This is a genomic window from Pseudobacter ginsenosidimutans (assembly GCF_007970185.1).
Classification (GTDB): domain Bacteria; phylum Bacteroidota; class Bacteroidia; order Chitinophagales; family Chitinophagaceae; genus Pseudobacter; species Pseudobacter ginsenosidimutans.
This window is the reverse complement of sequence record NZ_CP042431.1, coordinates 1,496,420-1,515,498: the sequence shown is the minus strand read 5'-3', so window position 1 is coordinate 1,515,498 and position 19,079 is coordinate 1,496,420. Positions and strand designations below refer to the sequence as shown.

General features: G+C 48.9%; 16 protein-coding genes and 1 pseudogene. 11 read left to right on the top strand and 6 right to left on the bottom strand.

The genetic code is table 11. The features are described from left to right. The 3 genes and pseudogenes from FSB84_RS06210 (at position 1) to FSB84_RS31640 (ending at position 3,731) form a co-directional block, all read left to right on the top strand. On the top strand, positions 1 to 1,287 hold the full coding sequence (locus FSB84_RS06210) for a M16 family metallopeptidase (RefSeq protein WP_130542388.1): 1,287 nt from the start codon (positions 1 to 3) through the stop codon (positions 1,285 to 1,287). A gap of 60 nt (positions 1,288 to 1,347) precedes the next feature. Further along, positions 1,348 to 1,704 (top strand): phage holin family protein, encoded by a 357-nt coding sequence (locus FSB84_RS06205; RefSeq protein ID WP_130542389.1) that lies wholly within the window; start codon positions 1,348 to 1,350, stop codon positions 1,702 to 1,704. A gap of 36 nt (positions 1,705 to 1,740) precedes the next feature. Further along, positions 1,741 to 3,731 (top strand): annotated as a pseudogene (locus FSB84_RS31640) (alpha-ketoacid dehydrogenase subunit alpha/beta). Here the strand turns inward: FSB84_RS31640 and FSB84_RS06195 are convergent. The 6 genes from FSB84_RS06195 to FSB84_RS06170 form a co-directional block, all read right to left on the bottom strand. Continuing rightward, positions 3,725 to 5,302 (bottom strand): N-acyl-D-amino-acid deacylase family protein, encoded by a 1,578-nt coding sequence (locus tag FSB84_RS06195; protein ID WP_130542391.1) that lies wholly within the window; start codon positions 5,300 to 5,302, stop codon positions 3,725 to 3,727. The pseudogene FSB84_RS31640 and the gene FSB84_RS06195 sit on opposite strands and share 7 nt — an antisense overlap. After that, positions 5,299 to 6,462, bottom strand: a complete 1,164-nt coding sequence (locus FSB84_RS06190; protein ID WP_130542392.1) for a DUF1624 domain-containing protein — start codon at positions 6,460 to 6,462, stop codon at positions 5,299 to 5,301. Before FSB84_RS06190 ends, FSB84_RS06195 begins: the two co-directional genes overlap by 4 nt. Positions 6,463 to 6,471: 9 nt before the next feature. Then, positions 6,472 to 7,653, bottom strand: coding sequence for a dipeptidase (locus FSB84_RS06185; RefSeq protein WP_130542393.1), 1,182 nt, complete (start codon positions 7,651 to 7,653; stop codon positions 6,472 to 6,474). Positions 7,654 to 7,861: 208 nt separating this feature from the next. Further along, positions 7,862 to 8,404: a hypothetical protein gene (locus FSB84_RS06180; protein ID WP_130542394.1), complete on the bottom strand. Its 543-nt coding sequence runs from the start codon at positions 8,402 to 8,404 to the stop codon at positions 7,862 to 7,864. Positions 8,405 to 8,454: 50 nt separating this feature from the next. Continuing rightward, the gene (locus FSB84_RS06175; RefSeq protein ID WP_130542395.1) at positions 8,455 to 9,171 is read right to left on the bottom strand and encodes a peptidase associated/transthyretin-like domain-containing protein; all 717 of its coding nucleotides are present in this window, start codon (positions 9,169 to 9,171) and stop codon (positions 8,455 to 8,457) included. 105 nt (positions 9,172 to 9,276) lie between these two features. After that, complete coding sequence (locus FSB84_RS06170; RefSeq protein WP_225979990.1) at positions 9,277 to 10,185, bottom strand: phosphoribosylglycinamide formyltransferase; 909 nt, start codon at positions 10,183 to 10,185, stop codon at positions 9,277 to 9,279. 294 nt (positions 10,186 to 10,479) lie between these two features. Here FSB84_RS06170 and FSB84_RS06165 point away from each other — a divergent pair, with 294 nt between their 5' ends. The 8 genes from FSB84_RS06165 to FSB84_RS06130 all read left to right on the top strand — a co-directional run bounded on the left by FSB84_RS06165 (position 10,480) and on the right by FSB84_RS06130 (position 19,031). Then, positions 10,480 to 11,733 (top strand): c-type cytochrome, encoded by a 1,254-nt coding sequence (locus FSB84_RS06165; RefSeq protein ID WP_130542396.1) that lies wholly within the window; start codon positions 10,480 to 10,482, stop codon positions 11,731 to 11,733. Positions 11,734 to 11,783: 50 nt separating this feature from the next. Beyond that, positions 11,784 to 12,593 (top strand): TAT-variant-translocated molybdopterin oxidoreductase, encoded by an 810-nt coding sequence (locus FSB84_RS06160; protein WP_147122073.1) that lies wholly within the window; start codon positions 11,784 to 11,786, stop codon positions 12,591 to 12,593. Continuing rightward, positions 12,590 to 13,609 carry a molybdopterin-binding domain-containing protein gene (locus FSB84_RS06155; protein ID WP_147122071.1) on the top strand — a complete coding sequence of 340 codons (1,020 nt, stop codon included), beginning with the start codon at positions 12,590 to 12,592 and terminating at the stop codon, positions 13,607 to 13,609. The genes FSB84_RS06160 and FSB84_RS06155 overlap by 4 nt, the downstream gene beginning before the upstream one ends. Beyond that, positions 13,528 to 14,970 carry a 4Fe-4S dicluster domain-containing protein gene (locus FSB84_RS06150; protein WP_147122069.1) on the top strand — a complete coding sequence of 481 codons (1,443 nt, stop codon included), beginning with the start codon at positions 13,528 to 13,530 and terminating at the stop codon, positions 14,968 to 14,970. The genes FSB84_RS06155 and FSB84_RS06150 overlap by 82 nt, the downstream gene beginning before the upstream one ends. Before the next feature lie 63 nt (positions 14,971 to 15,033). Next, positions 15,034 to 16,485, top strand: a complete 1,452-nt coding sequence (gene nrfD / locus FSB84_RS06145) for an NrfD/PsrC family molybdoenzyme membrane anchor subunit (RefSeq protein ID WP_130542398.1) — start codon at positions 15,034 to 15,036, stop codon at positions 16,483 to 16,485. A 28-nt stretch (positions 16,486 to 16,513) separates the two neighbouring features. Beyond that, complete coding sequence (locus tag FSB84_RS06140) at positions 16,514 to 17,101, top strand: DUF3341 domain-containing protein (protein WP_130542399.1); 588 nt, start codon at positions 16,514 to 16,516, stop codon at positions 17,099 to 17,101. 17 nt (positions 17,102 to 17,118) lie between these two features. Then, positions 17,119 to 17,772, top strand: coding sequence for a c-type cytochrome (locus FSB84_RS06135; RefSeq protein ID WP_130542400.1), 654 nt, complete (start codon positions 17,119 to 17,121; stop codon positions 17,770 to 17,772). Between the two features lie 35 nt (positions 17,773 to 17,807). After that, a complete protein-coding gene (locus FSB84_RS06130; RefSeq protein WP_130542401.1) occupies positions 17,808 to 19,031 on the top strand; it encodes a quinol:cytochrome C oxidoreductase in 1,224 nt (407 codons plus the stop codon). Positions 19,032 to 19,079 lie beyond the last annotated feature (48 nt).

Genomic DNA, 19,079 nt, shown 5'->3' with positions numbered 1-19,079 from the left:
ATGCCCAACAGAACTATCGCTCCTCCTATAAAAGATGCCGTTGATTTTGAACTGGTGCTTCCGCGCTGCGACCACCACGTACTCAGCAATGGCGTTGAAGTGTACGCGCTCAACATGGGCAGTGAAGACACCCTCCAGATCAACTGGGTGTTCTATGCCGGCGCATGGTACGAAAAAAAGAAAGCCCTGGCAGCCGCCACCAACTTCCTCATGAAGAATGGCACATCCGGCCGCACCGCTTTCGAGATCAATGAACATTTCGATTACTACGGTGCTTACGTGAACCGCAGCTGTTACTCCGAAACTTCAGAAGTGACCCTGCACTGTCTTAACAAGCATGTACATGCGCTGATCCCCGTGATTGCTGAAATGTTCACCGATGCTACTTTCCTTGAAGAGGAGCTCGCTATTTACAAACAGAACTCCCTGCAACGCCTGAAAGTGAATTTGCAGAAAAGTGAGTTTGTGGCTGGCCGTCTCATCGACTCCTATCTTTTCGGAGAGAAACATCCTTACGGGAAATACAATAATGCAGAAGACTATGAAGCTCTCACCCGGGAAGACCTGGTTGGCTTCTATGAAGAATATTACCGCAAAGGCCGCATGGTGATCTTTGCTGCCGGCAAGCTGCCGGAGAATATGATCGCCGAACTGGAAAAATATTTCGGCGGCCTTCCTGTTCGCAAACACCGCGAAACCGTGGTGGGCGTGCAACACAAGATCGAACCGGCCACAGAGAAGAAATACAGGATCATGAATGATCCCAATGGTGTGCAGGCCGCTATCCGTTTGCTGCGTCCCTTCCCGAACCGCCATCATCCTGATTTCCAGAAAGCGCAGGTGCTCAACAACGTGCTCGGCGGTTTCTTCGGATCACGACTGATGGGCAATATCCGCGAAGACAAAGGTTATACCTACGGCATCTACAGTTATCTCCTCAACTTCATTCATGAAAGCGGCTGGATGATCACCACCGAAGCCGGCAGGGATGTGGCGGAAGAGACCGTGAAAGAGATCTACAATGAAATGGAATTGCTCCGCGAAGAAGAAATAGATGAAGAAGAACTGATGATGACCCGCAACTTCATTATCGGAACTGTGCTGGGCGACCTGGATGGTCCGTTCCAGGTGATCGGTCGCTGGAAGAACATGATCCTGAACGGTGTTGATGAAGCTTATTTTTATCAGAGCCTGCAGGTAGTGCGCAGCATTACCGCCAAAGAATTGCAGGAGCTGGCCAATACCTACTTACAACCCGACGATTTCTACGAACTGGTAGTGATCTAAAAAGCTGATCCGGATAACGGAAATATTGGTAACTTAACTCCCGGATGTAAATAGGCAGATATGAAATTTATTATGCGGGTAGTAGTTACCTCCGTTATCGCGTTCGGGCTTTCTTATATTTTGAGTGGCGTTCATATCGATACTTTCTGGACGGCCATTATTGTTGCCATTGTGCTGGCAATATTGAATGCCATCCTCAAACCCGTTCTCATTCTGCTTACATTCCCCATAACATTGCTTACGTTCGGGTTGTTCCTGTTCGTGATCAATGCCTGTATCATTCTGCTCGCGGAAAAAGTGGTCCCCGGATTTGTGGTGGACGGTTTCTGGTGGGCGCTGTTGTTTTCGCTTCTGTTGTCGATCGTTTCATCCCTGTTGTACAGGGAAGACAATGTGGAGCGAAATGCAGATCAATAGACTTTACTCCATTCACCTTCCATATTTGTATGCCGTATGCAATTCGATCGCAAAGACCTGGGCAATGAACAATTGGTCCAATTTTACAGAAGCCTGTTGCTCCCGCGCATGATTGAAGAAAAGATGCTGGTCTTACTAAGGCAGGGACGGATTTCGAAATGGTTCAGCGGCATCGGCCAGGAAGCCATTGCAGTTGGGGCTACTTTGGCGCTTCAACCGGAAGAGTGGATCATGCCATTGCACCGCAACCTGGGAGTGTTCACCACCCGCAACATGCCGCTCAGTAAACTATTCAAACAATGGCAGGGCAGCCAGGACGGCTACAGCAATGGTCGCGAAAGAAGCTTTCACTTCGGAAATAACCCACATCATATCTGTGGCATGATCAGTCACCTCGGCCCGCAACTGGCCATTGCCGATGGCGTGTCGCTGGCAGCCAAATTGCGCAATGAGCAGAAAGTGTCGCTTGCCTTCACGGGCGAAGGCGGCACCAGCGAGGGTGATTTTCATGAAGCCCTCAATACTGCTGCAGTTTGGGACCTGCCTGTGATCTTCCTCATTGAGAACAATGGTTATGGGCTAAGCACTCCCGTTAGTGAGCAATACCGTTGCGAGAACCTGGTAGACCGTGCTCGCGGCTACGGCATGGAAGGTGTTCAGATCGATGGCAACAATATCCTTACTGTATACGATACTATCAAAGGCGTACGCGAATACTGCATCCGCGAACAAAAGCCTTATCTCATCGAATGCATGACCTTCCGCATGCGCGGCCATGAAGAGGCCAGCGGCACCAAATATGTTCCCCGCACCTGTTTGAGGAATGGGAGAAAAAAGATCCCGTGAAGAATTTTGAACAATGGTTGGTGGCGGAGCAGATCATACCCGAGGACCGTATCGCCCGGATCAAAGAGAATATCAGGGAATATATTGAAGTGGAACTGGCGATGGCGCAGGAGAGCAGTCCCATCAGGGTTGACAGCAATAAGGAACTGTCTGACGTATATGCACCTGTTCCCGAAACAGATGTACCCGATGTTAGCCTGGTGGATGATGAAAACAAAAATGAACTTCGTTTGATCGATGCCGTGAAAGAGGGGCTGGACCAAAGTATGCAGCAACATCCCAATCTCGTTATAATGGGGCAGGATATTGCGGAATATGGCGGCGCTTTCAAGATCACTGAAGGATTTGTAGAAAAATATGGGAAAAGCCGTGTACGCAACACTCCGATTTGTGAAAGCGCTATCATAGGAACCGCACTGGGACTGAGCCTTGAAGGTTACAAAAGCGTAGTGGAAATGCAGTTTGCGGATTTCGTGTCAGTCGCTTTCAACCAGATCGTGAACAACCTGGCCAAGATCCATTATCGTTGGGGGCATTCCGCCGATGTAGTAGTGCGCATGCCAACCGGCGGCGGAGTAGGGGCCGGGCCTTTCCATTCACAAAGCAATGAAGCCTGGTTTACGCATACTCCCGGTCTCAAGGTGGTATATCCTTCCACACCCGAAGATGCCAAAGGCTTGCTCATAGCCGCTATCAACGATCCCAATCCCGTGATGTTCTTCGAGCATAAAGCACTCTACCGGAGCGTGAGCGGTGCAGTGCCCGATGTGTATTACGAAACGCCCATCGGCAAAGCCAGGAAAGTGCAGGAAGGAAAAGACATTTCCATCATCACATACGGAAGCGGCGTGCATTGGGCAAAACAATATGCGGCCGCAAATCCGGCTATCTCCATCGATATACTTGACCTTCGTACGCTTTTGCCACTGGATTATGAAGCCATCCGTGAATCAGTCTCCGCAACCGGAAAAATTTTGATCCTGCATGAAGACACACTCACCGGGGGCATTGGCGGTGAGATCAGCGCCTGGATCAGCGAACATTGTTTCCAGCAGCTGGATGCACCTGTTTTGAGGTGCGCTTCACTGGATACACCAGTTCCTTTCAGCATCGACCTGGAAAATAATTTCCTGGCGAAGTCGAGGCTGGACGAGTGTGTTCAGCAATTGCTGGATTACTGATTCTTACCTGGCCCGTACAGTGGCTGCCCATTACGCAATCCTGTATGTTTCCCCTCCTGCATCGTAATGCCGCCATTCACGATCACATGGCTGAAGCCTACGGAATATTGATGCGGTTGTTCAAATGTGGCTTTATCATTCACCGTTGCAGGATCGAAGATCACGATATCCGCTGCCATACCGGGTTTCAGCAATCCCCTGTTGGTGAGCTGGAATTTCTGTGCAGCCAGTGAGGTCATTCTGCGGATGGCTTCTTCCAATGAGATCACCTGCATGTCTCTCACATATCTTCCCAATATCCTGGCATTGGTGCCGTAGCCTCTGGGGTGCGGCATTCCTTTTCCGGGAACAGGTACACCTGCGTCTGCGCCCACCATACAGAAAGGATATTGCATGATGTATTTCACATCGTCTTCGCTCATGCCATGATATACCATTTGTGCACCTCCCTTCTCCATCATATCCATAATGGTTTCAGCTTCCCAGGCGGCTTTCGGTTTTCTTCCAAGCATTTGATTGATCTCCGTGATGCTTTTGCCATTGTAACTGCTGTCGGCAGAGAAGTTGGCCACTACGGCGTAGCTGTAATTCTTGTATTTGTATTTCGCAAGTTGTTCCAGCATTCCTTTTTTGATAGCCGCACGCGTGGCGGGATCGCGAAGCCTCGCTTTCAGACTGTCTTGTCCTCCGGCCAGCGCCCAGTCAGGAAGTCTGACACCCAGGTTGGTGCTGCTGGCGGTGTAGGGATATTGATCGATGGTAACATCATATCCTTCATTCCTTACTGCCTTGATAAGAGCGAGTGTGATATTTGATTTACCCCAGCTGGCCTTGCCGCTCACCTTGAAATGCGAGATCTGCACAGGAACGTTTGCCTCTTTCCCCACCTGGATCGCTTCATTGATAGCATCCACCACGCCGTTTTCCTCATTTCGTATATGCGAAGCGTATAGTCCGTGGTGTTTGCCTGCAGCTTTTGCCAGGCCAACCACTTCCGCGGTGTTGGCGAAAGTGCCGGGGATATAGATCAGTCCGGTGGATAATCCCAGGGCGCCTTCCTGCATGGCTTTTTCAACCAGCTGGTCCATTTGCGATTGTTCTTCTGGTGTTGCCAATCTGTTATCGCGCTTCATCACCTGTTCTCTCACCGTGTTATGACCAACCAGTGAAGCCACATTGATGGAGCTGTGCATACTGTCTACCTGCGCAAAGAATTTACCGAGGCTGGCTGCAGAGCCGCCGCAGTTGCCGGTGATCACGGTGGTTACACCATCAAAGATGTAATTGTCGGCAGTAGGAGTTTCTTTGATGCCGCTTTCGATATGGCCATGTACATCTATGAACCCGGGCGCAACAATCTGTTGCTTCGCATCGATAACAGTTTTGGCAGTGTACTGTGGCAGTTTGCCTACTGCCATGATCTTTCCGTCTTTCACGGCAATATCTCCATAGAACCAGGAATTGCCTGTGCCGTCGATGATCTTGCCATTTTTGATCAGCAGGTCGCAGGACAATTGTGCCTGCGCCGCCATCACTACCAGCAAACAGATAAAAGGGAGGATGATTTTCATATATAACTCAATAAAGGGTTTCTGCTGGCGGCTTTGAGCCTGCCATACCATTTACAGGGAAAATACAATAATAGAACTACCGTTGCCCAGTATGCGTAAACGCCGCCAAGGCCAAATCCGAAATCCTTCGGGAAGTTGTTCACGAAGTTTAAAAATGCTGAAGCATCGTATCCCTGGATAACTCCCGTGATCAGCGCCAGCAAATGGATCAGGTAGAAATGTGTGAGGAAGAAGAACATGGGCACTTTACCATACACTGTGAAAAAATCAGTGAACGGTCCCTTCGCTCTTTCCATCAAGCCCAGCGCAAAGATGGCCGGGCCGAGGGTCATCAAGAGGAAGCTCAGTGATGGCGGATACTTGGTAGTATTCAGAAAAGATAGAAAAGTGTACAGGGAAGATGATTGCGGAGACCATCGCTGCGGATCACCATAGATATTGATGAAACGGATGATGATGAAGAGCGCTGTAAGGAGCAGTCCGAGCCGGATGAATATTTTTCTTCTTTGTTCAGCGTTCTGCTGGAAATATTTGCCAAACGCATATCCTGCGCCCATCACGCCTATCCAGGGGATCAGCGGATAACCGATCACCAGCCCGCGATTGGCGCCCAGCGGGAAGAAGCCGGGCACATGAAGGATATTCCATAACCAGCCCGCGCCGCCCAATGCAGCAGGACTGATTCCGTCCAATGCATTATGCCCAAGGATCAGCAAGAGACTGATAATAAGGATCGCTTTCAATGGCAGCTTCACCAGCAATGAAAGAAAGATCATGCACATGCCCAGCGCCCAGATCACCATCGCAAGAATGAGATCGTAACGGAAATTGAAATGCAGGGCAAAATGTGAAACGGTGAATTCGATCAATACCAGGAAGAGCCCGCGCGTGAGGAGGAACTTCGATAATTCTGCTTTCGATCTTTTTTGACCGAAGAGGAATGCACCTGTGCCGGCGAGGAACATGAATACCGGCGCACAGAAATGCGTGATCCAGCGGGTGAAGAACAGACCCGGTGTTGTTTGTGTGAGGTCTGTTGGATCGAACCTCGCGTTGGTGAAAAAATCACGAACATGATCGATGGCCATGATCACGATGATCACTCCGCGAAGGAGATCGATAGACGTGATCCGGCTACGGGATGTTGCGAGTGGTTGCATAGAAAAGGTTTATGGGTTAGCGGACTTCTCAACGGTCTCGAATAGACGAAGGAAGTTGCCGCCTAATATGCCTTTGATCTGCTGCCGGGTATAACCTCTCCTGAGTAGTTCCTGGGTAATGAGTGGAAAATCGGTCACGTCATTCAGCCTTTGTGGCGTAGACGTGATGCCATCGAAGTCTGAGCCCAGTCCTACATGTTCTGTTCCGATCAGTTTCACAATATGGTCCAGGTGATCGAAGAGGAGAGAGAAGGGGGCGCGGAGTTGTTGCGCATCTTTCGCATATTTTTCGGCCAGCAGCTCGGTGACAGTATTGGTATCTTTTCCACTGGCGAAAAGAGAATCTGCTTCAGCGCGGTGCTTGCGTCTGAAATCACGGTTCTTTTTGAAGAAGCTGCTGTCCAGGAAGCCGGAGAAGAAATTGAGGTGGATCACGCCGCCGTTCTTGCCTACAGCTTTGATCTGCTCATCAGTTAGGTTTCGGGAAACCGGGCAGATCGCATGTGCGCAACTGTGAGATACTATTACCGGTTGCGTGGAGGTTTTGATGGCATCCCAGAAGGTTTGTTCTCCAACATGACTAAGGTCTACCAGCATGCCGAGCTGGTTCATATGTTTCACTACCTGTTTGCCGAAATCGTTGAGGCCTTTGGGTTGTTTGCCTTTGTATTCATCGGCTGCCGAGCTGGCCCAGCTGGTAGAGTTGTTCCAGGTAAGGGTGAGGTAGCGGGCGCCACGGTTGTAAAGGCTGTCGAGATAATCGAGCCTGTCTTCGATCATATGTCCTCCTTCCACGCCGATCATTGCTGCGAGTTTCTGTTCTTTCACGGCCTGCATCAGTTCTCTGGAATTGGAAACGATGCTCATCTTGCCGGGATTCCTTTTCTGCACGGCATAGAGTGTGTCGATCTGTTGATTGGCGCGGCGGAAGCCTTTGCCATGCGTGTAGCTGCCATCGCTCCAGATGGAAAATATCTGAACGTCGATGCCGCCTTTTGAAAAGCGTGCAAGGTCTGAATGTGTTTTGCCTTTGAGGTTTTGATCGAAGCTGTATCCTTTTTCAATGGCGGTGGTGAGGATATCGTTGTGGGTATCTACCACGATGGAACCGAAATGAAGTTCTTTCCAGGTTTGTGTGTAACCATAAAAGCTAAAGATCAGCGCTACTGCCAGTGATACGATTTTTCTCATAGTGGTGGTCTTGGAGATAATAAATGTAATCAAGAGTTCCAAGAACTCATCAATCAAATTTGATCACCGGAAAAATAATTGTACCAAAGCATGAGCGACTGTTTCTTACCCATGGATAGCAAAAATTGAATGCGTTTTTTTGCGGGTGCCCTTTGGTACAATAAGAAAAGCCGCCCGCACAAGGCGGACGGCCAATAGGGTTTGTAGCTTATTCGCCTGCTCCTTTCTCTCCCACAAACCACTGCTCCTTATTTCTGAACAGTACATTGAAAGTGGTAAGGGTGCCATAGATGCGGGTGATATATTGCTGGAGATTCACTTTTTCTTCATCGCTGAGTTGCTTGTGTGCGTTCAACTGTTGCTCTAAAACGCGAAGCCTGTCGCGCAACATCACGATCTTATGGAAGAAAACTTCCACAGGAACTTCTTTGGGCTTCTGCGATTTGTCTGCCGGTTGCAGGATCATATTGCCGCCTTTCCATTTATCGCCGAGTGGCACTACCTCACTAACGCCATTCCACAAGCGCAGGATCTTCAGGAGGGATTTTTCCACATCGCTATGCGTTTCGATCTCTTCTGTTACGTTGTCCGGAATGATCTCATCCAGGTTGGAGTCGTTCTTGTCGATCTCCTTTGTACCATGATTGATGAAAGTGATCAGGTAAGTTGCGTAGCGGATACCGGTGATAACGCCGGGTCCGAATTGAGTGTGTTGCAGGCGGGTGCCGATGCCGAGATTGAGTTGGTCCATTATCAGTTAGATTGATGAATTCCGGAAGAATGGGATCAGGTCAGCAATTTCTATTTTTCTTTACTCTCTTCCTCTACACTTTTCTCGATTTTCATGATCCTGTATTTCAGGAAGCACTCTTTGATATACATGCCCACTTCATAGTCGGTAGCTACACGCACGAACCAGACGGAAGGGCGGTACTGCATCATGAATGCTTCGAGTTCTGCACCTCTCAGGCCGGTGAGTTTGATGATCAGTGGCCGGCTGAAGCGGTGGTCGATGTATTTTTCTTCTTCTTCGCGGATAAGGCGGTCGCGGAACTGGGCCATGCGTTTGTTGCGGCGGAACTGGAAAAAGCCAATGAGCTCATTCAGGTCTGCTCCAACGCGGCCATCAGGATTGATACTTGGGCTGAGGCCCGGTTTCTGGTAATTAAAATATTTATCATAGTCGCGGCGGTTCTGTAATGAGTCCATTCTGTAGTTAGGACTTTTTACCGTAACAGCCGGCAGGTTGGTAACGGTTACGTGCAACGATAATTCAAACTGGTTGATATTCGGAATGGACTTCACGGCATACTTCGGTGTAGGCTTTCCGAGATAACTGAACCAGATGGAATCAGTATCCAATACCGGGATGCTGTATCTCCCCAGTGAATCTGTAACAGTGCCCATCCCTGATGTGGTCATGATAGTAACCGATGGAAGCGGCACAGCTTTCGATACATCAACTACTCTTCCTGAAACCTTGAACCTGGATTGGGATAAGGCAGGGAGGACTGTCATAGAGAACAGCAAGGTCAATAATATAAAGAGAGCAGTCCGCAGCAACGTGTTTTAAATGATTGATACACCAGCAAGATAGTATTTGTAACCGAGGGTTCGGTTTATTTAACTGCGTTTTTGCAACTTGGTGATCACTTCTTCAATTACACGTGGATAATGTGCATGTTCAAGCTGATGGATTTTTTGAGCAAGCGTTTCTGGTGTATCGGTATCTGTGATGGAACAAATGGCCTGGTAGATCACTGCACCATGATCATATACTTCATCTACAAAATGAATGGAGATACCGCTTTCTTTTTCTTTGGCATTGATCACGGCATTGTGAACATGCATTCCATACATTCCTTTACCACCATAGTTGGGAAGAAGTGCGGGATGGATGTTCACGATATGGCCGCTGAATGCCTGCACCAGCGCAACGGGTACTTTCCAGAGAAAACCTGCCAGCACGATGAAACTGATATTCGCGTGCTGCAGTTCATCAACATAGGCGTTGCCCCGGAAGAATTTTTCTTTTTCGATCAGCAGGGTGGGGATACCTTCTTTCTGCGCGATGCTCAATACACCGGCTTCCGGTTTATTGCAAACAATGAGGCCGATCTCGATGCCAGGCTTCCCTTTAAAGTATTCGATGATCTTCGCTGCATTGGAGCCGGCGCCGGAGGCGAATACGGCAATGCGGAATGGTGACGACTTTTCTTCTGTGTTCATGATAAGTTTATCGGTGGTCTGCGTTTTTTTGCCTGCGATCCTTTGTCCCATTTTTTTGAGGTAGGACCGGAAGAAGAAGAACTGGCCGGTGGGTATGCTGATCAGGATCACGCAGAAAGGCCAGAGGATTGTTACGAGTACTATATATAATATAATACGTATTACGGATTGGCTGATGGTCAGTTGATTAAGGATGAGCCGGCCGAGGTAGCCGCAGAGGCTGCCGCCCACTGCGAAGGTGACGAGAATGAGAAGCAGGCGCCATCCGTTGACCTTCCATTTTTGTTGAAGCCTTTCAAACATGGACGCAAAAGTGAGGCAATTTGGTCAGATTTTGCATTTTGCCGTTCCATATTGCATTTATCAATTATATGAGATTCGCTGCTTTTCCACACTCGCTCTCTCCCCAAAATGGGGTGACAAAAACATGACATTAATGTCATGACATAATGGATTTTAATAAAAAAATCGGCTGAAACCCGCTACAGGACTGGCTTAAAAAAATTTTAACTATGTTGATATTTTGTTAGAATCCTGACTTATTTTTGCAGCCAAATCAGGAAATTTTTCCACATAATCTCGTCATATTCAACTGATATGATTGACCACAGAGTACAAAGACCAATTGCCAGAGGGGCCCTTCTCAGTGTATTATTGATTACGTTATTGTCGTTCGGAAATAAGTTGACTGCGCAAGATGGGGCGAAATTGTTCCAGGATAATTGCGCCACTTGTCACAGTGTGGTTAAAGACCTGACTGGCCCGAAACTGCAGGGAATCGAAGACCGTGTGAAGGATAAAAAACTCCTTCATGAGTGGATCCGCAACAACCAGAAAGTACTGGCTTCAGGAAATAAATACTTCAACGATCTGTTCCTTCAGTGGAATAAAACTCCGATGAACGTATTTCCTGCGATGACTGATGAAGAGATCGAAGCCATCCTGAAATATGTACGCGAGTATAAAGCTCCTGCTCCTAAAACCGGTGACGGCGCTCCTGCTGATGGTAAAATGGGTTCTTCAGACAACGCTATCCTCTACGGCGTTCTTACCCTGATCCTTGCCGTTGTAGCCCTCGTGATGCTCGGTGTTAACAGCAACCTGAAGAAGCTGGCCGATGATAAAGACGGTATTCCTGCACAAGAGCCTATTCCTTTCTACAGAAATAAAACTTATATCGCTCTCATCACTGTATTGCTTTTCGTGATCGGCGGTTTCTTCGTTACCAAAGGTATGATCGGCCTCGATCGCAGAAAAGGTTACGAGCCCGTACAACCGATTTACTACTCTCACAAAGTGCATGCCGGAACCAACCAGATCAACTGTCTGTACTGTCACGGCGGCGCTATGGAAAGCAAACAGGCTTCTATTCCTTCTGTGAACGTTTGTATGAACTGTCACATGAGCATCAATGAATACACTGGTGATCCTATCTATAAGGAAGACGGAACCGAAGTGAACGGTACTGCAGAGATCCAGAAGATCTACGCTGCTGCCGGATGGGATCCTGCCAAGAAACAATATACCGGTGAAGAAAAGCCAGTTGAGTGGGTGAAGATCCACAACCTGCCTGATCACGTATTCTTCAGCCACGCTCAACACGTGAAAGCTGGAAAAGTACAATGTCAGACCTGTCACGGCGAAATCAACAATATGCATGAAGTGAAGCAGGTTGCAGAGCTCAGCATGGGATGGTGCGTGAACTGTCACCGTGAAACAAAAGTTGATTTCGTTGACAACAAGTTCTACAGCATTTACGAAAAGTATCACAACGAGATCAAGAATAAAACAAGAGACAGCGTGACTGTAAGTGATATCGGCGGTACCGAGTGTCAGAAATGTCACTATTAATCGAAAACTCGATAACGCCCCCTTTTTCCAAATTTTTCAAACTGATATAAATGGCTAAAAAAAAGTACTGGCAGAGTTTCACAGAGCTCAACAACAGTGAGGCCCATCAAAAGTTGGCAGAGAACGAATTCAACGAGGACTTGCCGGTTCAAGATGCTGCAGACAACAACGGATTAGCCAATGGTTCTGCAACCCGTAGAGATTTTCTTAAATATTTAGGATTCAGCACTGCTGCCGCCATGGCCGCCGCCAGTTGCGAAGTTCCTGTAAGGAAAGCTGTTCCTTATGTGAACAGACCACAGGATATCGTTCCGGGTGTTGCTGATTACTATGCTACTACCTATATCAGCGGTGGCGAAGCAATTCCCATCGTAGCGAAAGTGCGTGACGGAAGGCCCATCAAGGTTGAGGGCAACACCCTCAGCAAATCCACAAAAGGAGCCACTACTGCAAGAGTGCAGGCTTCTGTGCTGGACCTGTACGATACTGCACGCCTTCGCAATCCGGAAGCAAACAAAACTGCGGTTCATTATGATGTGATCGACAAACAGATCACTGATGCACTGGCTGCCCTCAACGGCGCTCCCATCGTGCTCCTTACTGCAACTGTAAACTCTCCCACATACAAACAGGTCATCGGCGAATTCCTGGCCAAATATCCGGGCAGCCGCCATGTTCAGTTCGACGCTATCTCTTATAGCGGTATGATCCTGGCCAACGAAGCCACTTACGGTAAGAAAGCCATTCCTTCTTATCAGTTTGAAAATGCAAAAGTGATCGTGAGCCTCGGAGCAGATTTCCTCGCCACCTGGTTGAGCCCGTTGAATTCCAACGCGGATACAGCGCAGGAAGAAAGGTGAACGAAAAGAACCCCGATATCAGCAAACACTACCAGTTCGAAAGCATGATGAGCCTCACAGGTTCGAATGCGGATGAACGTTATACCCACCGCCCTTCACAGATCGGTGTTGTGGCTGCCGCCCTGCTCAGCGCAGTGAACGGACAAGGCGCTGTTGGTGTGGAAGGCAATCTGAAGAAAGGCATTGAAGCCGCTGCGAAAGACCTGGCTGCCAACAGAGGCAAAGCACTGGTTGTTGCAGACAGCAACAATGTGAACATTCAGATCCTGGTGAACGCTATCAACGAAGCGATCGGTGCAAACGGCACTACCATCAACTGGGCTGCTCCCATCCTCACCCATCAGGGTCTGGACAGTGAAATGGCTACCCTGGTTGCTGATATGGAAGCCGGAAGAGTGGGCGCGCTCCTGATCGACCGCGTGAACCCCGCTTACGAATACTTCGATGGCGATAGATTCAAAAAAGCCCTCGCTAAAGTTTCTGTTACCGTTTCCTTCAATGAGAAAATGGACGAAACCACTCAGGGTTGTAAATATTCTCTGCCCGCTCCTCACTTCCTCGAAAGCTGGGGTGATGCAGAATTCAAAGCTGGCCAGATCAGCATGATCCAGCCAACTATCAATCCGCTGTTCGATACAAGACCTGTTCAGGACTCTCTTCTGAAATGGGCCGGCAACGCAACAGCATATGATCTCTACTTCAAGAATTACTGGACAGCCAAACTCGGAACTGCAGACAACTACAACAAAGCCCTGCAGGATGGTATCATCGAAACCGAGATCGCTCCCGCTGGTGCTGCCTTCAACGGCGCTGCAGTAGCAGGTGCACAGGCGGCCGCTGCCGGAATGAAGAAAGGCGGTAATGTTGAAGTGGTGATCTACCAGAAAGTATCGATGGGCGATGGTAAACAAGGCAACAACCCTGGTTGCTCGAAATGCCTGATCCGATCACCCGCGTATCCTGGGATAACTACGCTGTCATTTCTCCCGCCATGGCGAAAGAAATGTTCGGCATAGACATCAGCAACAGCCGCGGTGCAGACAAGTATGAGGTGGAAGTGATGAAGCCCATGCTCGAGCTCACTGTAGGAAATAAAAAACTGGAATTGCCGATCATGGTAATTCCCGGTACACAGCCCAACACCATCGCCATTGCCGTAGGTTACGGCCGTGTGAAAGAGATCGGAAGATCAGTGGTTGCGATCGGTGGTGCTCCCGTAGGTTTCAACGCTTACCCATTACTGTCATACAACGGATCTACTGTTGAGTGGATCGCTACAGACAAGGTGGAAGTGAAGAAACTGAGCAAAGAATACAAGATCGCGCAAACCCAGAACCACAATAGCTACGAAGGCCGTCATGAAGTGGTGAAGGAAGTTACGCTTGATGAATTCAAGAAAACCCCAACCATTATCCGTGACGCAAGGGCGAAAGAACTGGCTCCATGGGGTGGTCTCGATAACTACGAGAAAGAAGGTACACTCTATCCTGTTCACGCCCGTCCTGGTATCAAATGGGGCATGAGCATCGATCTCAACAGCTGTTACGGTTGCGGCGCCTGCGTGGTAGCCTGTAACGCTGAGAACAATATTCCCATCGTTGGTAAACATGAAGTAGCAAGGTTCCACGATATGCACTGGCTGCGCATCGACCGTTACTTCAGTGGTAACCCCAACGATTCTGACAGCATCCAGACTGTATTCATGCCGATGTTGTGTCAGCACTGCGACAACGCTCCATGCGAAAACGTTTGTCCGGTTGCCGCTACCAACCACAGCAGTGAAGGTCTGAACCAAATGACTTATAACCGTTGTATCGGTACAAGATATTGCGCCAACAACTGTCCGTTCAAAGTACGTCGCTTCAACTGGGCTGACTACACCGGAGCAGACAGCTTCAAAGACAACCAGCGCCCGCTTGTTGAAGAGGGTAAACTGGATGACGTGGTGCTGATGATGAACGACGAGCTCACCCGCATGGTACTGAACCCAGACGTTACTGTACGCAGCCGTGGTGTGATCGAGAAATGTTCTTTCTGCGTTCAGCGCCTGCAGGAAGGTAAACTGAAAGCGAAGAAAGCCGGCCGCGAACTGCAGGACGACGATGTGAAGACTGCTTGTCAGCAGGCTTGTGCCGCCGATGCGATCGTGTTCGGTAACGCCAACAACCCTGAGAGCGAAGTAAGCAAGGTGAGAAAAGAGAATGGTCTCCGTCTCTACCATGCACTGGAGCAGATTCACGTAATGCCTAACATCAACTACCTGGCTAAAGTGCGTAACTCACATGAGATCGCCAATGCAGGTCACCTGAGCGCTGAGGTATTCGAACACAAAGTTGAAACGCCTGCTGCTGCTGGAGAACATCATTCAGCGCACTAAGGAGTTGTGATCAGGAATTAATTTTTTTCAAGCTACATGCTAATAGCTTAAAGCTTATATCAAATGGCATCATTCAAGTACGAATCGCAAGTAAGAGCACCGTTGGTGGATGGTACAAAGGATTATCACCAGGTTACGGAAGATATTGTGCGTCCTATTGAAGGTCCGGCCAGCCGCGCCTGGTGGATCGGGTTCATCATCTCAGTAGCCTTGCTGCTGTTCGGTGTGTACTCTATCTATCGTGAGGTAACTTACGGTGTGGGTCAGTGGAACCTGCATAAAACCATCGGTTGGGGTTGGGACATCACCAACTTCGTATGGTGGGTAGGTATCGGTCACGCCGGTACGCTGATCTCCGCGATCCTCCTGCTGTTCCGTCAGGGATGGAGAACAGGTGTGAACCGCGCTGCGGAAGCGATGACCATCTTCGCCGTAATGTGCGCGGGCCAGTTCCCGATCTGGCACATGGGTCGTGTATGGATGGCCTTCTTCGTACTGCCTTACCCCAACACTCGCGGACCGCTGTGGGTTAACTTCAACTCTCCGCTGTTGTGGGACGTATTTGCGATCTCTACTTATTTCACCGTATCACTGCTGTTCTGGTATTCTGGTCTGATCCCTGACTTCGCTACCATCCGCGACCGCGCCAAACTGAAATGGAGAAAGTTCATGTATGGTCTGCTCGCGTTCGGCTGGACAGGTTCTACCAAACACTGGCAACGTCATGAGAGCCTCTCTCTCGTACTGGCCGGTTTGAGTACACCACTCGTACTTTCAGTACACACTGTGGTATCGTTTGACTTCGCCACCTCCGTGGTTCCCGGTTGGCACACCACCATCTTCCCGCCCTACTTCGTTGCGGGTGCGATCTTCTCCGGTTTCGCAATGGTGCAAACCCTGCTGCTGGTAACCAGGAAAGTACTGGCCCTCGAAGATTATATCACCATGGAACATATCGAGGTGATGAACAAGGTTATCGTACTCACCGGTTCTATCGTGGGTATCGCTTACCTCACTGAGCTGTTCATCGCATGGTATGGTCAGAACCCATATGAGAACTACGCATTCATGAATAACAGGCTCGACCTGTTCAGTCCCTACGGATGGAGCTACTGGCTGATGATGGGCTGTAACGTACTCTCACCACAGATCTTCTGGTTCCGCAAACTCAGAAGGAATATCGTGGTAACCTTCTTCATGTCTGTGATCGTGAACATCGGTATGTGGTTCGAACGTTTTGTGATCATCGTTACTTCCATCTACCGTGACTATATCCCAAGTAGCTGGGCTGTTTACTACCGCCCTACCATCTGGGAAGTTGGTTTCTACCTCGGAACTTTCGGATTGTTCTTCACCTGCTACTTCCTGTTCAGCAAATTCTTCCCGGTTATCGCGATCGCTGAGATCAAGCATATCCTGAAGAAATCAGGTGAGAGCTACAAGAAAGACATGGGTAAAGTGGAAAACGAAAGCGTTGACCAGTTGTATCATGAAGTGCACGCTGCACATCACTAATTGAATTTTAACTTATACAAATCGCTATATGGCTGTTAAAAAATTTGTAGTCGGTTGCTTTGATGAAGAAGAAGCGGTATTTGACGCCGTGAAGAAAGTACGGAAGTCTGGATATAAACTGCACGATGTGTATACGCCGTTGCCGATCCACGGTCTGGACAAGGCCATGGGACTGCGGGACACCAGCATTCACACTGCAGGTTTCATCTATGGCATCACTGGTACCACCATCGCTTTGAGCTGCATCTCCTGGGTCTTCACCAAAGACTGGCCGCTGAACATCGGTGGTAAACCCCACTTCGCTTTGCCAGCGTGGATCCCCATCATGTTCGAGTTCACAGTATTGTGCGCAGCCGTAGGTATGGTGCTCACTTTCTGCTATCTCTGCCAGCTGGCTCCCTTCGTGAAGAAACATCACTTCCATCCAAGGGCCACTGACGACAAGATGGTAATGGTAATTGAAGTAACTCCCAGGAACGATGAATCAGAGATCAGCGGATTGCTCAACAGCCTCGGCGCTAAAGAAGTGAATACGCAGATCGCAGAGACCGGCTGGTGGCTGGGTCGTTACGACAAAGAGCAAAAGTTATACGCAGACGAAACCGTTTCAGCATAATTGAATATTGAAGCACGATGAAAAAATTATCGATCATAGCTGTTTTTGTACTGGCCATTGTAGCCTGGAGTTGTAGTGATACGAGCAGGAATCCCGGTAAGGCGTACATGCCAGACATGGCCTATAGTGTGGCTGTTGAAAGCTATACCCCGCTTGATACTTTCAAAGCGCTGGGCATTAACTACAACGCCAAGCCTGTTCCAGGTACGATCAAAAGAGGCGAAATGTTCCCTTTCCCTATTGCACACGACAAACAGGGTGAGACTGTGAACTATGAAGCTTCCAAAGCCGTGCCTAACCCAATCACCGCTATGAGCCCCGAACAGCATACAGAAGCTGAGCGTCTCTACCTGATCAACTGTGGTATCTGCCATGGCGCGAAACTGGATGGCGCAGGTGTGCTGCACAAAAGAAGCGATGGTACAGACGGCCCTTACGCTGCTGCACCCGCTAACCTGGCAACCAACGCCACTTATGTGAATATGCCTGCCGGTCAGATGATGTATTCCGTAACCTACGGAAAGAACCTGATGGGTAGCTACGCTTCACAACTCAGCACAACACAGCGCTGGATGGTGATCGCTTATGTGAAAGCAAAACAGGCTGAAGCTAACGGAGCTGCCACAGAAGAAGCGAAGCCCGCAGCTGCTGATACAACTGCTAAAAAATAACTGAGAAGACACATTGAAATTATAAACTGTTGACAATGGCTATTAAAGAATTTTTTGAGATACCGAAGCGATACAGAACATGGTCGTTAGCCCTGATGGGAATCGGTGTGCTGTCTGTGATTATCGGTTTCTTCCTATACGGGAACAGCGAGCATCCCCAAAGGTTTTGGGCTGCCCTGTTGCAAAATAGCGTCTACTTTTTATTGGTGGTAAATGCGTCTATGTTCTTCTTGTGCGCTACCACGCTCGCATGGGGAAGCTGGCAGCTGACCTTCGGAAGGGTTACGCAAGCTATCTCTACAGCGGTGATCCCCATCGGTATCATCACTGCTATCATCCTCATCTGCCTGGTGACAGTAGATCCGCATATCTACCACTGGCTGCATCCGGACGGAGACAAGATCCTGGAAGGTAAAGCAGGATTCCTCAATAAAGGTTTCTTCATTGTTTGGACTGCCCTCACTCTGATCGGCTGGATCGTTCTGGGCGCCAAAATGCGCAAACTCAACAGCGAGCTGGATAACAATCCGCCCGCCAGTAACGAGTCTGCTAAGAAATGGTTGTTCAAGAACACTGTATGGGCCGCCGTATTCATCGTGTGGTTCGCTCTCACAGTAATGAGCACTGTTCCCTGGCTCTGGCTGATGAGCATCGACGCTCACTGGTACTCTACCATGTATAGCTGGTATACTTTCGCCAGCACCTTCGTTGCAGGTATCGCAGTGATCGCCCTCTTTGTAGTTTACCTGAAAAATCAGAACTACCTGGAATACACAAACGAAGAGCATCTGCATGACCTGGGTAAATTCATGTTCGCATTCTCTATCTTCTGGACATATCTCTGGTTCTCCCAGTACATGCTGATCTGGTATGCGAATATCCCTGAAGAAACGGTTTATTTCCGCTCACGTATCGTTACTGATCATGAGACTGGTGCTTATAGTGGCGTATTCTGGTTCAGCTTCGTGATCAACTTCCTGGCTCCGTTCCTCATCCTGATGCGTCGCGGATCAAAAAGGAATTACACCACTATCGCTATGATGGCGATCGTGATCCTGGTTGGTCACTGGTTCGACTTCTACCAGATGGTATTCGCCAGCGTAATGAAAGATCATGTAACGCTCAACCTGTTCGACTTCGGTGTTGCAGCCGGCTTCGTTGGTCTGATCATGTTCGCCGTGGGTAATGCGCTGACCAAAAAACCGCTGGTGGCCAAAAACCACCCGCTGATGAAGGAAAGTATCATACACCATACCTGATCTGAAAACTGTGTGTATAGTTCAAGAAGTAAAACTTGTTTGTTCGAA